General features: G+C 70.8%; 14 protein-coding genes. 4 read left to right on the top strand and 10 right to left on the bottom strand.

Going from position 1 to position 13,485, the window contains the following annotated elements; translation table 11 throughout:
• Positions 1 to 4: 4 nt before the first annotated feature.
• The 3 genes from DFR69_RS27065 to DFR69_RS27055 are packed head-to-tail and all read right to left on the bottom strand — an operon-like array spanning position 5 to position 2,735.
• Positions 5 to 511: a PspA/IM30 family protein gene (locus DFR69_RS27065; protein ID WP_110040462.1), complete on the bottom strand. Its 507-nt coding sequence runs from the start codon at positions 509 to 511 to the stop codon at positions 5 to 7.
• Between the two features lie 23 nt (positions 512 to 534).
• On the bottom strand, positions 535 to 1,302 hold the full coding sequence (locus tag DFR69_RS27060) for an alpha/beta hydrolase (RefSeq protein WP_244198480.1): 768 nt from the start codon (positions 1,300 to 1,302) through the stop codon (positions 535 to 537).
• The gene (locus tag DFR69_RS27055) at positions 1,299 to 2,735 is read right to left on the bottom strand and encodes a TerD family protein (protein ID WP_167456427.1); all 1,437 of its coding nucleotides are present in this window, start codon (positions 2,733 to 2,735) and stop codon (positions 1,299 to 1,301) included. Before DFR69_RS27055 ends, DFR69_RS27060 begins: the two co-directional genes overlap by 4 nt.
• A gap of 264 nt (positions 2,736 to 2,999) precedes the next feature.
• On the opposite strand from DFR69_RS27055, the gene DFR69_RS27050 reads away from it, so the two are divergent.
• Positions 3,000 to 3,887 carry a ribonuclease Z gene (locus DFR69_RS27050; RefSeq protein ID WP_110040552.1) on the top strand — a complete coding sequence of 296 codons (888 nt, stop codon included), beginning with the start codon at positions 3,000 to 3,002 and terminating at the stop codon, positions 3,885 to 3,887.
• Positions 3,888 to 3,950: 63 nt separating this feature from the next.
• Here DFR69_RS27050 and pheT read toward each other — a convergent pair whose 3' ends face one another.
• Positions 3,951 to 6,452 (bottom strand): phenylalanine--tRNA ligase subunit beta, encoded by a 2,502-nt coding sequence (pheT, locus tag DFR69_RS27045; protein WP_110040461.1) that lies wholly within the window; start codon positions 6,450 to 6,452, stop codon positions 3,951 to 3,953.
• A gap of 18 nt (positions 6,453 to 6,470) precedes the next feature.
• Positions 6,471 to 7,532 (bottom strand): phenylalanine--tRNA ligase subunit alpha, encoded by a 1,062-nt coding sequence (pheS, locus tag DFR69_RS27040; protein WP_110040460.1) that lies wholly within the window; start codon positions 7,530 to 7,532, stop codon positions 6,471 to 6,473.
• Positions 7,533 to 7,817: 285 nt separating this feature from the next.
• Here pheS and DFR69_RS34205 point away from each other — a divergent pair, with 285 nt between their 5' ends.
• On the top strand, positions 7,818 to 8,033 hold the full coding sequence (locus tag DFR69_RS34205; protein ID WP_146229433.1) for a hypothetical protein: 216 nt from the start codon (positions 7,818 to 7,820) through the stop codon (positions 8,031 to 8,033).
• Between the two features lie 73 nt (positions 8,034 to 8,106).
• Here the strand turns inward: DFR69_RS34205 and DFR69_RS27035 are convergent, their stop codons facing one another.
• On the bottom strand, positions 8,107 to 9,540 hold the full coding sequence (locus tag DFR69_RS27035) for an MFS transporter (RefSeq protein WP_110040459.1): 1,434 nt from the start codon (positions 9,538 to 9,540) through the stop codon (positions 8,107 to 8,109).
• A gap of 104 nt (positions 9,541 to 9,644) precedes the next feature.
• On the opposite strand from DFR69_RS27035, the gene DFR69_RS27030 reads away from it, so the two are divergent.
• Positions 9,645 to 10,226, top strand: coding sequence for a TetR/AcrR family transcriptional regulator (locus tag DFR69_RS27030; RefSeq protein WP_110040458.1), 582 nt, complete (start codon positions 9,645 to 9,647; stop codon positions 10,224 to 10,226).
• 6 nt (positions 10,227 to 10,232) lie between these two features.
• Here the strand turns inward: DFR69_RS27030 and DFR69_RS27025 are convergent, their stop codons facing one another.
• From DFR69_RS27025 to infC, 4 genes are all read right to left on the bottom strand, one after another.
• Positions 10,233 to 11,030, bottom strand: coding sequence for a TrmH family RNA methyltransferase (locus tag DFR69_RS27025; RefSeq protein ID WP_110040551.1), 798 nt, complete (start codon positions 11,028 to 11,030; stop codon positions 10,233 to 10,235).
• 35 nt (positions 11,031 to 11,065) lie between these two features.
• Positions 11,066 to 11,452 carry a 50S ribosomal protein L20 gene (rplT, locus tag DFR69_RS27020; RefSeq protein WP_067498536.1) on the bottom strand — a complete coding sequence of 129 codons (387 nt, stop codon included), beginning with the start codon at positions 11,450 to 11,452 and terminating at the stop codon, positions 11,066 to 11,068.
• A 100-nt stretch (positions 11,453 to 11,552) separates the two neighbouring features.
• The gene (gene rpmI / locus DFR69_RS27015) at positions 11,553 to 11,750 is read right to left on the bottom strand and encodes a 50S ribosomal protein L35 (protein ID WP_067498539.1); all 198 of its coding nucleotides are present in this window, start codon (positions 11,748 to 11,750) and stop codon (positions 11,553 to 11,555) included.
• A 31-nt stretch (positions 11,751 to 11,781) separates the two neighbouring features.
• Positions 11,782 to 12,462 carry a translation initiation factor IF-3 gene (infC, locus tag DFR69_RS27010; RefSeq protein WP_110040457.1) on the bottom strand — a complete coding sequence of 227 codons (681 nt, stop codon included), beginning with the start codon at positions 12,460 to 12,462 and terminating at the stop codon, positions 11,782 to 11,784.
• 357 nt (positions 12,463 to 12,819) lie between these two features.
• Between infC and DFR69_RS27005 the strand changes: the two genes are divergently transcribed.
• Positions 12,820 to 13,161, top strand: coding sequence for a DUF1844 domain-containing protein (locus DFR69_RS27005; RefSeq protein ID WP_110040456.1), 342 nt, complete (start codon positions 12,820 to 12,822; stop codon positions 13,159 to 13,161).
• Positions 13,162 to 13,485 lie beyond the last annotated feature (324 nt).

Below are 13,485 nucleotides of genomic sequence, written 5' to 3'. Positions count from 1 at the left end.
GCGGCTACTTGTCGTCGGCGCCGGAATCGTTGCCCTGCATCGATTTCCGGATCTGTGCCAGACGCTCGCGCGCGGCCTTCTCCCGCGCCTCCCACTGTTCGTCGGCACTGCGCCCCGCCGGGGTCTGCCGGTCGAGCTCACCCAGGCCCTGCGCGGTGCCGAAACGCTGCTCGACCTTATCGCGAACCGCGTCGAATGTCGGCACTCCGGACGCGGAATAGCCGCCGGTCGCGGTGGGTGCGGCGGCCCCCGGCATGCCATGCGGTACCGGCGGTACCGGGAACGTGCCTCCGACCTGCTCCGATGCGACGGGCACCACATCGGCGTCGATGACGTCCGTGTCCAGAGTCACAGGTGGCCCCGTCTCGGCATGACCCGACTCGAGCTGGGCGAGCGCGGCCGCGACCGTGCCGAGTCCCGGCCTGCCCGCGACGGCGGCGCGCAGCACCGAGATCAGTTCGGCGTCCGGCAGCGCGGCCAGCTGACCGAGGATCCCGCTCACATCACTCATACCGCCAGGCTACGCACGCGAGGTCAGCGCAGGAACCCGTCACTCCACTCGACGATGCGTCGCGGCCAGACCGGACCGAGCGCGTCGATCACGTCGTTGTGGCCCGCACCCGGCACGACGACCAGTTCCTTGGGCTCGCTCGCCGCGGCGAACAGCCGCTCGGCGTGGCGCAGCGGGAGCAGTTCGTCCCGGTCGCCGTGGAACATCAGCACCGGCACCCGCAACGCGGCGATGCGGCGCAGGCTCGGGTACGCGTTCGGGATCAGCGGCGGCGGCAGGAACGGGTAGACCGAGCGGGCGGCCGCGCGCATGCTGCTGAACGTCGACATCAGCAGCATGCCCGCCGGCGGATGCTCGGTGGCGAGCTCGAGCAGCACGCCGCCGCCGAGGGACTTGCCGAGATAGATCACTTTGGCCGGGTCGACCCCGGACTGGTCGAGCAGCGCGGCGCGCGCGGCCCTGGCGTCGAGGTAGGTGCCCCGCTCCTCGGGCATGCCCGTGCTGTGCCCGAAGCCGCGGTAGTCGAAGGCGAGCACGTCGAACCCCGCCGCCACGAGCAGGGCGATGATCGGGACGCGGTCGCCGATCGTGCCCGCGTTCCCGTGCGCGTAGAGGATGTGCCCGCGCGGCCGCTCGGCGCGCACGAACCAGCCGTGCACGTCGACACCGTCGGCGGTGCGCATGGTGAGCTCGCGGTGGTTCAGCCCGAACGCCGCGGGCGTCTGGGCGACGTGCTTGTCCGGGTGATAGACCAGCGCGTTGAGCACCCGGGTGGCGGGATGACGCATCATTTGCCCCGCCCCGCCTGGAAGCCGAAGTCCCACCGGTACAACCGCGCGATCTCCATGACGCCGCCGCCCGGCTGCCCCGCGGGCGGGCGCACGAAGGCGCCCTCGCGCCGGACCACCAGCTCCCCGTCGACGTTCTCGAGCACCGCGAGGACGGCGTCGCGGGAATTGTCGGTGCAGCCGTCGAGGGTCATCTCGATCGGCGCGGAGTTCACCGGATGCAGGGTGACGGTGGCGTGCACGCCGCGGAAGTCGCTCGCACCGTCGTAGATCGAGGCGAAGACGAGGATGCGGCGGAAGAACCGGGTGTAGTCGAGGTTGATCGACAGGTTCTCGCCGGTGATGCTGGCGCCGGTGCGGTCGTCCTGGTCGAGGTGGATGAACGGCGGTTCGTACAGCGCGCCGAAGCGCCGGTCCAGCGCGCGCACCGACCCGATCGCGCCGTTGACCAGCTCGAAGAAGCAGCACAGGTCGAGGTCGATGTTCTTGCCGCGCAGCTTGCCGAACAGGCGGCCGGTCGCGGCCATCGAGGTCCAGTTGAGATTCACCCGCATGACGCCGCCGGTCGCGCCGTGCTTGGTGAGCGAGACCGACGGTGCTTCCTTGGTGAGCGAGACCTTGGCCGGGTTCACCGGTTGTCCCTGCGGCGGCGCGGCGAACTGCTGCGGTGGGACGGCAGGCTGATGCGGCGGCGGCGCGAACTGCTGGGGCGGAGCCGACGGCGGTGCGTACGGCTGCGACGGTGCGGGCGGTGGCGGTGCGTACGGCTGCGGCGGTGCGTACGGCGGTGGCGGTGTGGCGGCCTGCTGCGGCTGTGGTGCGTACGGCTGCGGCTGGGCGGGCGGTGGCGTGGCGGGCTGGTGCGGCAGCGGCGGGGGAACGTAGGGCGGCGGAGTCGGTGGTGGCGGCGGAGTCGCCGGTGCGTCGTCGACCGAGATACCGAAATCTGTTGCCAATCCGGCCAATCCGGTGTCGTACCCCTGCCCGACCGCGCGGAACTTCCACGCGCCCTGGCGCCGGTACAGCTCACCGAGGACGAACGCGGTCTCGGTGGTGGCGCCGGTGCTGTCGAAGCGCGCGATCTCCGCGCCGGTCGCCGCGTCGAGCACCCGGATGTAGAGACCGCGGAACTGCCCGAAGGTGCCGCCGTCGGCGGAGGCCGCGAGCACGATGGTCTCGATCTGCGCTTCGACCTGGGCCAGGTGCACCGTCAGCACGTCGACGACGGTGGGGCCCTGCTGTTTTCCCTCGTGCCGTACGGCGCCGGCCGGGTGGACCGGCTGGTTGTAGAAGACGAAGTCGTCGTCGGATCGCACCTTCGCCCCGGCGAGCAGCAGGGCCGAGGCATCGGCGTCGGGCGCTCCCGGCCCCGACTGCCAGCCCACTTCGACGCGGACCGCGGCGGCAGGCACCGCGAGATTGGCGCCTTTCATCATCGACACACCTGCCAACCTAGCCCCGACCCGCGTCCCGACCCAACCCGTCGCCACCATTACACCCCGCATGACCGCCGCGTTCGCCGCGTCCGGGTTCGAACCGGCGTCCACGATGATGCGCGTGAGCATCTCGCGCAGCCGCCGCATCTCCCCGCCCCGACCAGCTGATCCAGATGCGATTCGTTCCGCGCCGACGCGAGACGGCGTGAGCCCGGCGGCGAAACGGACCTGACAGCGCTTGCGGGACCGGCGAGGATGGGATTCATGTCGACGCGGGAACTCATCGTGCTGGGGACGGCGGGGGCGGTTCCGACCCGCCGCCGCAACCACAACGGCTACCTGCTGCGCTGGGGCGGTCAGGCGATCCTGTTCGACCCGGGCGAGGGCACCCAGCGGCAGATGGCGCACGCGGGGGCGTCCGCGACCGAACTGCACTGGCTGTGCGTCACGCATTTCCACGGCGACCATTCGCTCGGCGTGCCCGGCATCGTGCAGCGGCTCGGTCGCGACGGTGTGCCGCACGACGTGCACGCCGTCTTCCCCGCCGAGGGCGCCGAGTACTGGACGCGGTTGCGGTACGCGACCAGCTACTACGGCTCGGCGACCATCGTCGAGCATCCGGTCAGCGGCCCCGGCGCGACCCTGCCGGGTGACGGCTTCACCGTCACCGCCCGCCCGCTCGACCACAGCATCCCCACCTACGGCTACCGCGTCGCCGAGCCCGACGGCCGCACCTTCCTGCCGGAACGTCTGCGCGCGCACGGCATCTCGGGCGCGGCCGTCCGCGAGTTGACGGGCCCGCTGCTCGAGGAATGCACGGTGCCGCGACCGGGCCAGAAGGTGGCGTTCATCATGGACACGCGCCTGTGCGACAACGTCTTCGCCCTCGCCGACGGCGTCGACATGCTCATCATCGAGTCCACCTACCTCGACTCCGAACTAAACCAGGCCACCGAACGCGGCCACCTGACGGCCAGGCAGGCGGGCGAAGTGGCCCGCGCCTGCGGCGTGAAAACCCTTGTCCTGACCCATTTCTCCGAGCGTTACGGCGAGTCCGACGACCCGCTGTTCCTCGAACAGGCCGGATTCCCCGGCGCGGTCCTGGCCCACGACCTCGACCGGATCCCGCTCCCCGCACGCCGCGCGAGCTGACCTCGACGCGACGAGGCCCGCCCGAGGAATCGGGCGGGCCTCGAAAGCTGGTGTCGGACCGGGCTATCCGCGCAATTCCGCGCCGACCGCCGAGGAGGCGGAGGCGACCGCCGCGTCGCGCGCGGCACTGGCCTCGTCCTCGGTGAGGGTCCGGTCGGGCGCCCGGAAACGCAGCGCGTAGGTGAGCGACTTGCGTCCCTCACCCGCCTGGGCGCCCTCGTAGACGTCGAACAGGGCGATGTCCTCGAGCAGCTCGCCGCCGCCGCTGCGCAGCGCCGACTCGACGCTCGCGGCGGGCACCGCCTTCTCGACACTGATCGACACGTCCTGCAGCACGGCGGGGAACGCCGACACGATGGGCGCGGGACGGGCCGCGACCAGCGGCAACGCGTCGAGATCGAGCTCGAGCGCGCAGGTGCGCGGCGGCAGGCCCGCCCGCTCCAGCACGGCCGGATGCAGCTCGCCGGCATGGCCGACCACGACACCGTCGACGACCAGCTCGGCGCAACGTCCCGGATGCCACGGCAGGTAGGCGGCGGCCCGGCGTTCGATGGTGACGCCTGCCGCGTCGGCGACCTCGTCCACGAGCGCGAACGCGTCGGCGGCCTCGGCCTGACGGCCGGGACCCCACGGACCGCGCGGGTCCCGCTTGCCGCTGAGCACCGCGGCCACGTGCACCGGCTGCGCGGGCAGCGAGGCGTTGAGCTCGGCGATCTGCTCGTCGGTGGGCCGTCGGTCCACCGGCAGCGCCTCGACGGCGTGGGTCCGCTCACCAGGCCGCACGACCTGCGCGATGCCGTAGATCGTGAGGTCGCGAGCGCCGCGGGAGATGTTGCGGGCGGCCACTTCCAGCAGACCGGGCAGCAGTGTGGTCGCCAGCTCGGGCCGTTCGGCGTCGAGCGGGTTGAGCACGCGGGTGGTGGTGCGGCGCGGATCGTCGGCGTCCAGGCCCCACACGTCGAACACCCCGGCGGGCAGGAACACCGGCGCCGGCACCTCGACGCCACCGGCGAAGGCCAGCGCGCGGCTCACCGCGCGACGCCGCCGCTGCGACGCGGTGAGCCCACGACCGGCGGGCGCGGACGGCAGCACCGACGGGATCTGCTCGAGCCCCTCCAGCCGCAGCACCTCCTCGACCAGGTCGGCGGGCTGGGCCAGGTCGGGCCGCCAGCTCGGCGGGGTCACCAGCAGCTGGGTCCTGCCCGCGTCGTTGACCTCGATCTCCACCGCGGCGCCGATCTGGGCGAGCCTGCGCACGGCGGTGCCCGCCGGGTAGGTGACGCCGGCGACGCGGTCGGGCAGGTCGATGTCCATCGCGATCGGCGCCACCGGCTCCAGCGGCACGCGCACGTCGGTGAGCGTGGATTCGATGGTGCCGCCGGTGATCTCGGCCAGCAGGGTGGCCGCGCGGTCGAGGGCGACGATGTTGATCTCCGGATCGACGACGCGCTCGTAGCGCTTGCCCGCCTCCGAGACCAGCTTGTGCCTGCGCGCGGTGCGGTACACCCGCAACGGATTCCAGGTCGCGGCCTCGAGCACCACGTCGGTGGTGTCGGCGCCGACCTCGGTGCCGGCGCCACCCATGACGCCGGCGAGGGAGATGACACCGGAGTCGTCGGCGATCACCACGTCCTCGGCGTCGAGCGTGCGCTCGGTGTCGTCGAGCGTGCGCAGGGTCTCGCCCTTGTGCGCCGAGCGAACGACCAAGGCGCCGTTGAGCTTCGCGGCGTCGAAGGCGTGCAGCGGCTGCCCCAGTTCGAGCATCACGTAGTTGGTGACGTCGACGGCCGGGGAGATCGGGCGCATGCCCGACAGCATCAGCCTGCGCTGCAGCCACAGCGGGCTCACCGCGTTCGGGTCGATGCCGGTGACGCGGCGCGCGCCGAAGCGGGTGCACTCCGAGTCGGCCTCGAGCCGCACCGGCCACGCCTCGGCGTCCCCGTCGGGCAGGGTGCGCACGGCGGGGTCGGCGTATTCGAGGTCGAAGCCGCAGGCCAGTTCGCGGGCCAGGCCGCGCACCGAGAAGCAGTAGCCGCGGTCGGGGGTGATGTTGAGCTCGATGATGGTGTCGTCGGTGCCCAGCAGCACGTTCGCGTCGTCACCGGGCTCCGCCGAGCCGGGCTCGAGCACCAGGATGCCGTCGTGATCCTTGCCGATGCCGAGTTCGGCGACCGAGCAGATCATGCCGTTGGAGGTGTGCCCGTAGGTCTTGCGCGACGAGATCGTGAATCCACCGGGCAGCACGCCGCCGGGGAGCACGACCACCACGAGGTCGCCGACCGCGAAATTGCGGGCGCCGCACACGATCTCCTGCAGCTCGGGGTTGCCGACATCGACCTTGCAGAAGCGGATCGGCTTCTTGAACTCGGTGAGTTCGGTGATCTCGGCGACGCGGCCGACGACCAGCGGCTTGTCGATGTCACCGCCGATCGGCTCGAGCTTGTCGACCTCCTCGACCTCCAGGCCGACACGGACGAAACCGGCGTCGAGCTCTTCGGCGGACACCGACCATTCCGGGGTGGTGCGCTGCAGGATCTCGGTCAGCCAGGACTGCGCTACTCGCACGTGACTTTTCGCTCTCTCTCAGGACCGGATACCGAAGGGCAGGGTGAACCGCACGTCACCCTCGACGATGTCGCGCATGTCGGGGATGCCGTTGCGGAACTGCAGCGTGCGCTCCATGCCCATGCCGAACGCGAACCCGGAGTACACCTCGGGATCGATACCGCTGGCGATCAGGACCTTCGGGTTGACCATGCCGCAGCCGCCCCACTCGACCCAGCCCGCGCCGCCCTTCTTGTCCGGGAACCACACGTCGACCTCGGCCGAGGGTTCGGTGAACGGGAAGTAGTTGGGGCGCATGCGGGTTCGGGTGTCGGGGCCGAACAGGGCGCGCGCGAACGCGTCCAGGGTGCCGCGCAGGTGGGCCATGGTCAGGCCCTTGTCGATCGCCAGACCCTCCACCTGGGAGAACACCGGGGTGTGGGTGGCGTCGAGTTCGTCGGTGCGGAACGTGCGGCCCGGGCACACGACGTAGATCGGCAGTTCCCGCTCCAGCATGGAGCGCACCTGCACCGGGGAGGTGTGCGTGCGCAGCACCTGGCGCGAACCCTCCGGGGCGATGTGGAAGGTGTCCTGCATGGTGCGCGCCGGGTGGTCGGGCAGGAAGTTCAGCGCGTCGAAGTTGAAGTGCTCGGTCTCGACCTCGGGGCCCTCGGCCACCTCCCAGCCCATGCCGACGAACACGTCGGCGATCTCCTCGGAGATCACGGTGATGGGGTGGCGCGCGCCGACCGCCTGGCGCCGCGCGGGCAGGGTGACGTCGATCTTCTCCGCCACCAGCACCGCCTGGTCGCGCTCCGCGAGCAACGCGGCGCGCCGGGCCTCGAAGGCGTCGGAGACGCGCTTGCGGGCGACGTTGACCCGCTTGCCCGCCTCGGCCTTCTCCTCCTTGGGCAGCGCCCCCAGGCCACGCTGCGCGAGCGCGATCGGCGACTTGCCGCCGATGTATTCGGTCTTGGCGACCGCGAGCGCATCCAGATCAGCGGCCGCGGCGAACGCCTTCTCGGCCTCCGCTGCCGCCGCCGCGAGTGCCTCCTCGGTCAGCGAGGCGTTCTGCTCGACTCCACTGTTGTCGTCGGCCACGATCGTTCGACTCTCCCCTGGGGATCGGTTCACGGGTGCGTCATTGCCTACCCGTATCGGTGCTGCACAAATCCTATGGGATGGGGTCGGCGCGGTTCATCCGGATTACCGGTGGGTCGCCGAGGGGCACGGCAGGCAGTCGTGACGAGGACTCACAAGTCCAGGTCACGGCCGATTTCGGAGCGCCGGACCCCGACTTCGGAATTCGAGGGAACCGAATGGATTGTCCGCCCGTCCAACCGTGCAAACACATCAGCGTGTTCGACTCGAGAACAGGACGACTCGATGCCGGAACAGACTTGCGATTCCCCCTCACCGCGGGGCCGCCGCACCCGCCGCACCACCCCTGGCAGCGGCCTCGCCCTCTGCGGCCTCGGCATCCACCCCCGCCGCCCGCGCCCGTACCCCCGCGCCGCGGGCCTGTGCCCGAACCCGCCGGCCACCCCGGGCGACGAACTCCCCGAAGCGGGCACGACGACGAGCCCCGAGAGCACCGACTGAGCTGGGGACTCGGCGAGGGCCGGGACACGACGGCGGCCCGCGGGCGGGGTGCGCGCGGGCCGTCGGGGCCGGGTCAGGTGGATTGTGGGAGGCGGCCGGGGAGGAAGGCCGCGACGACGGCCGCGGCGGCGACCAGGACGGCGCCGACCCAGACCGCGGGGACGAGACCGTCGACGAAGGACTGGGGGTCGGTGTAGGCGCCGTGGGAGGCGAAGACCGAGGCCAGGACGGCGATGCCCATCGCGACGCCGACTTCGCGGACGGTGCTGTTGATGCCCGAGGCCATGCCCTGGTCGGCGGGGGCGGCGCTGGCCATCACGATCGTCGAGGACGGGGCGAAGGTGAGACCCATGCCGATGCCGCCGAGGACGAAGGGCGCGACGAAACCGATATACGGCACGTCGACGGTGATGATCAGCGCCATCCAGCCGAGGGCGACCGCGAGGCAGACCTGACCGGTGGCGATCAGCACCCGCGCACCGACCCGGTCGACGACCAGACCGGCCAGCGGCGCGACGACCATCGGCACCAGCGTCCACGGCAGGGTCCGCACGCCGCTCTCCAGCGGTGAATACCCCTGCACCACCTGGAAGAACTGCGCGAGCAGGAAGATCGCGCCGAACACGCCAGCCGAGAACCCGAACGACACCACATAGCTCAGGCTCAGCCCCCGCGAGGCGAACATGCGCAACGGGAGCATCGGGTCGGTGACGCGTCGCTCCCAGCCGACGAACGCGACGAGCAGCGCGCCGCCGCCGATCAGCGCGGTGAGCACCGGGGTGGAGGTCCAGCCGTCGTCGGCGCCGTGGATGACACCCCACACCAGCGCCAGCACCCCACCGGCCGAGAGCACCAGCCCGACCAGGTCGAGCCGCCGGGCCGCGCCGAACGATTCGGTCAGCATGCGCGCGGCGAAGGGCAGCGCCAGCAGGCCGACGGGGACGTTGAGCCAGAAGATCCACTGCCAGTTCAGGCCCTCGACGACCGCGCCGCCCACCACCGGGCCGACCGCGACACCGAGACCGGCGATGCCGCCCCAGATGCCGATCGCCGCGCTGCGCATCCGCTCGGGCACCGCGGCCGCGAGCAGTGTCAGCGACAGCGGCATCACCGCCGCGCCGCCCGCGCCCTGGATGGCGCGTGCCGCGATGAGCATCCACGGGTCGGTGGCCAGCGCACAGGCCGCCGACGCGACGACGAACAGCGCGATGCCGGCGAGGAACACGCGACGGCGGCCGATCCGGTCACCGAGCGCCGAGGCCGTCAGCAGCAGCGACGCGAACGACAGCGTGTAGGCGTTGACGAACCACTGCAGGTCCGACAGCGACGCGCCCAGCTCGGTCTTGATGACCGGCAATGCGTTGGTGATCACCAGGTTGTCGAGCGTGACCATGAACATCGGCACGGCCACCGCGGCGACGACCGCCCCGATCGGCTTGGCCTTCGCGCCCGTCTCCGGCGGCGTAGCGGCGGTGGCGGTGCCACCGGGATCGAGTGTTTGCGTCATGCTGGAACCTCTGAGTTGTTATTCACTGATAACTACGATTCATAGTTATGCATCGGCTGATAACATGTCAAGAGGACAATCGCCGACGAGGAGGTGGCCACCGGATGGCCGGCACGACGCGGACCCGGATGACAGCGGCGCAACGCAGCGCCCAGGTACTCGACGCTGCGGTCCAGGCGTTCGCCGAATCCGGATACGCCGCGACGAAGACCGACGACATCGCGCGCCGGGCCGGGGTCTCGCAGCCCTATGTGATCCGCCTGTTCGGCAGCAAACAGCAGCTGTTCGTCGAGGTCCTGCATCGGGTGTGCGGCCGCATCGAAGAGGTGTTCCGCAGCGCGGAGATCGCGCCGGATGCCGACCCGGACGAGGCGCTGGTCGCGCTCGGCAAGGCCTACGAGATCTTCCTCGACGAGCGCGAGCTCCCGCTCAACATGCTGCACGGCGCCGCCGCGAGCGCCGATCCCGCGATCGGCGAACACATGCGGGAACGATTCGGGCGCATCTATCTGCTCATCCGCGAGCTCACCGGCGCCGACGCGGCCGAGGCCCGCCGCTTCGTCGCCACCGGCATGCTGCTCACGATCATGACCGCCATGCAGGTCGCCGGCGCCGACGCCATCCCGCTCCCCTGGGCCACCGAAATTCTCGAGGACCTGCGCGACGACGTCGACCCGCGCTGCTGAGGCGGCCTAGCGCGCGTGCTGGACGCGCGCGCTCGCGTAGAGGCAGATCGCCGCGGCGGCGGCCAGATTCAGGCTTTCGGCGCGGCCGTGGATGGGAATCCGCACGCGGTGATCGGCGCGGGCGGCGACGGCCGGGTCGAGGCCGTGCGCCTCGTTGCCGAAGAGCCAGGCCACCGGGCCGGCGAGGATGTCGTCAGCCGCGTCCAGGTCGACCTCGCCGTTCGCGGCGGTGGCCAGGATCGTCACACCCGACGCGGAGATCGCGTCGAGGGTCGCGTCGATGTCGCGGCCGCGGGCGATCGGCACGTGGAACAGGCTGCCCGCGCTGGCGCGCACGCATTTGCCGTTGTGCGGGTCGACGGTCTCGCCGGCGAGCACCACGCCGTCGGCGCCGACCGCGTCGGCGACCCGGATGAGGGTGCCCGCGTTGCCCGGCTCGGCGATCTCGACGGGCACGGCCAGCATGCGCGGGCCGCGGTCGAGGATGTCGGCGAGACCGACGTCGACCAGGTCGCACACCGCCACCAGGCCGGGTGCGGTGACGGTCTCCCCGAGATGCTCGGCGGCGCGATCGCTGACCAGGGTGGTCCGCACGCCGTCGGCGGCGGCGCCGGCGATCAGCGCGGTCTCACGCTCGGCGGCGGCCAGCGAGTAGAACAGCTCACGCACGCGACCGGTCTCGAGCGCGGCGGTCACGGCGTTGGGGCCCTCGGCGAGGAACCGGCCGGACTTGCGGCGCTGCGCGGCGCGCTGGAGCTTGACAGCGGAAACGACCCGCGGATTGCGCTCGGAGAGCGCGTCCACGGGTCGTTCCGACAGATCGCTGTGCGGCGTCAAGCTCAGGCGGCCGAGGCCGGGGCGTTGACGTCGGCGGGCAGCGCGGCCTTGGCGACGGCGACCAGGCCGGCGAAGGCCTCCGCGTCGGAGACGGCGAGCTCGGCGAGGATCTTGCGGTCCACCTCGACACCGGCGGCCTTGAGGCCCTGGATGAAGCGGTTGTAGGTGATGTCGTTCAGACGCGCGGCGGCGTTGATACGAGCGATCCACAGCTTGCGGAAGTCACCCTTGCGCGCCTTGCGGTCGCGGTAGGCGTAGGTCAGCGAGTGGAGCTGCTGTTCCTTGGCCTTGCGGTACAGGCGCGAGCGCTGGCCCCGGTAGCCCTTGGAGGCCTCGAGGATGGAACGGCGCTTCTTCTGAGCGTTGACGGCCCTTTTGACGCGTGCCACTGTGTCAGTCCTTGATCATCTGGGGGCGCGGCGGCGCCCGAGTTCGGTAGTTGTCGGCGTCCGGTTATCCCGGCCGCGGAATCGTCAGGATGCGACGGTCTCAGGCGAGACCGAGCAGCCGCTTCACGCGGGGGGCGTCGACGTCGGCGACGGACTCCGTGCCTTCCAGACGACGCGTCCGGCGGGAGGACTTGTGCTCCAGGAGGTGGCGACGGTTCGCCTGCTCGCGAAGCAGCTTGCCCCGGCCCGTCACCTTGAATCGCTTCTTGGCGCCGCTGTGGGTCTTGTTCTTCGGCATGGATTCCTCTATCTAGTCGTTGAAATCGGTGTTACTGCGGGTCGGCCGACGCCGCCTGCTCGGCAGGCGCGCTCGGCTCGGCCGTCGCAGCCGGTTCGGCGCTCGCGGGACCGGTCGGCAGCGGCCGTGCCGCCGGCGCCGATTCCTGCTGGGCCTTCACCCGCGTCTTCGCGCCCTTGTGGGGAGCGAGGACCATGGTCATGTTGCGGCCGTCCTGCTTGGCCGAGGTCTCGACGAAACCGAGTTCGGCGACGTCGGAGGCCAGACGCTGCAGCAGCCGGAAACCGAGTTCGGGTCGCGACTGCTCACGACCGCGGAACATGATCGTGACCTTGACCTTCGACCCGGCCTCGAGGAAGCGAACGACGTTGCGCTTCTTGGTCTCGTAGTCGTGGTCGTCGATCTTCGGGCGGAGCTTCTGCTCCTTGATCACGGTCTGGACCTGGTTCTTCCGGGACTCGCGCGCCTTCTGCGCCGTCTCGTACTTGAACTTGCCGTAGTCCATGATCTTGCAGACCGGCGGACGGGCATCGGGTGCCACCTCGACCAGGTCGAGATCGGCTTCGAGCGCGACGCGAAGTGCATCTTCAACACGCACGATCCCAACCTGTTCGCCGCCGGGTCCGATGAGTCGAACCTCGGGAACACGGATGCGATCGTTGATGCGGGTCTCAGTGCTGATGGGGCCTCCTAGGTCAAGCGGTGTCGTCATAACGACCGCACGCAATAACTGCAACCCCTGTTTCAACACGAAAGCCCCGTTGCGGTATTTCTCCGCGACGGGGCCCGAGTCGACCGATCGCCCACATCCGACGCCCTCACGAGCTCGGTGTCGACCCCCGCGTGCCAGGCACACGGGAAACCCGCCACATCGGGCGGGTGACCGGGACCGTTGACCAGTACGATCGCTCGTCGGTAACGGTGGGAGTCGGGCTCCACTTATCTGCCCCCAGCCGTGCATGACACAACCAGGGGCGGTCGTCAGCGGAAAGTCTAGCATCGCATTCCGCTATCGCCGAATCGGCCCGGTGCCGACGGGCCCGACCGGCCTGGCGATAGCCTTGTCGCCATGACTGACGAGCTCGATCCCCCCGTGCGCGACCTGGCCGACATCCCCGCGGTCGAAGTGATCAGCCGGGCCGCGGTGATGCTGATGAGTTCGGCAGCGGAGAAGCTCGGCCTCGCCGCCGACGACCCGCACGCCGCGGAGCACATCGATCTGGACGAGGCCCGCCGGGTGATCACCGCGCTGGCCGGGCTGGTCACCGCGTCGGTCGAGTATCTCGGACCGCACGCAGGCCCGATCCGCGAGGGCCTGCAGGCCCTGCAACGCGCGTTCCGCGAGGCGTCCTCGGTGCCGGACGCGCCGGGCGCGGGCCCCGGCGAGAAGTACACCGGCCCGGTGTACTGAGCGCACCCGGACCCCGCACACGAAAAGATCCGCCGACCGGAAGCGTCGGCGGATCTTTCGCGTTCACGGGCCGCGGTGGCGGCTGTGTTCTCAGACCGCGGGCGGCGGGGTGGTGGTCGGCGGCTGCCCGGGGGTGACCGAGACCGCGGAGCCGGAGGTGATCATATTGGCGATGGCGGCGAACAACGCCGCGCTACCGGTGTCCATTTCTCAGTGGTTCCTTTCGATTCCGCCGGTCAGGCGGTCGGCTTGGTGGGCTCGTAGGCCAACGAGGACCCGCCACTGAGGAAAGACAGAATCTGGCCGATGAGCGCCGTGGTGGCT

The sequence above is a fragment of the Nocardia neocaledoniensis genome, assembly GCF_003182135.1.
Classification (GTDB): domain Bacteria; phylum Actinomycetota; class Actinomycetes; order Mycobacteriales; family Mycobacteriaceae; genus Nocardia; species Nocardia neocaledoniensis.
Note: the sequence above shows the minus strand (reverse complement) of the source record. Positions and strands in the feature narration are given on the sequence as shown.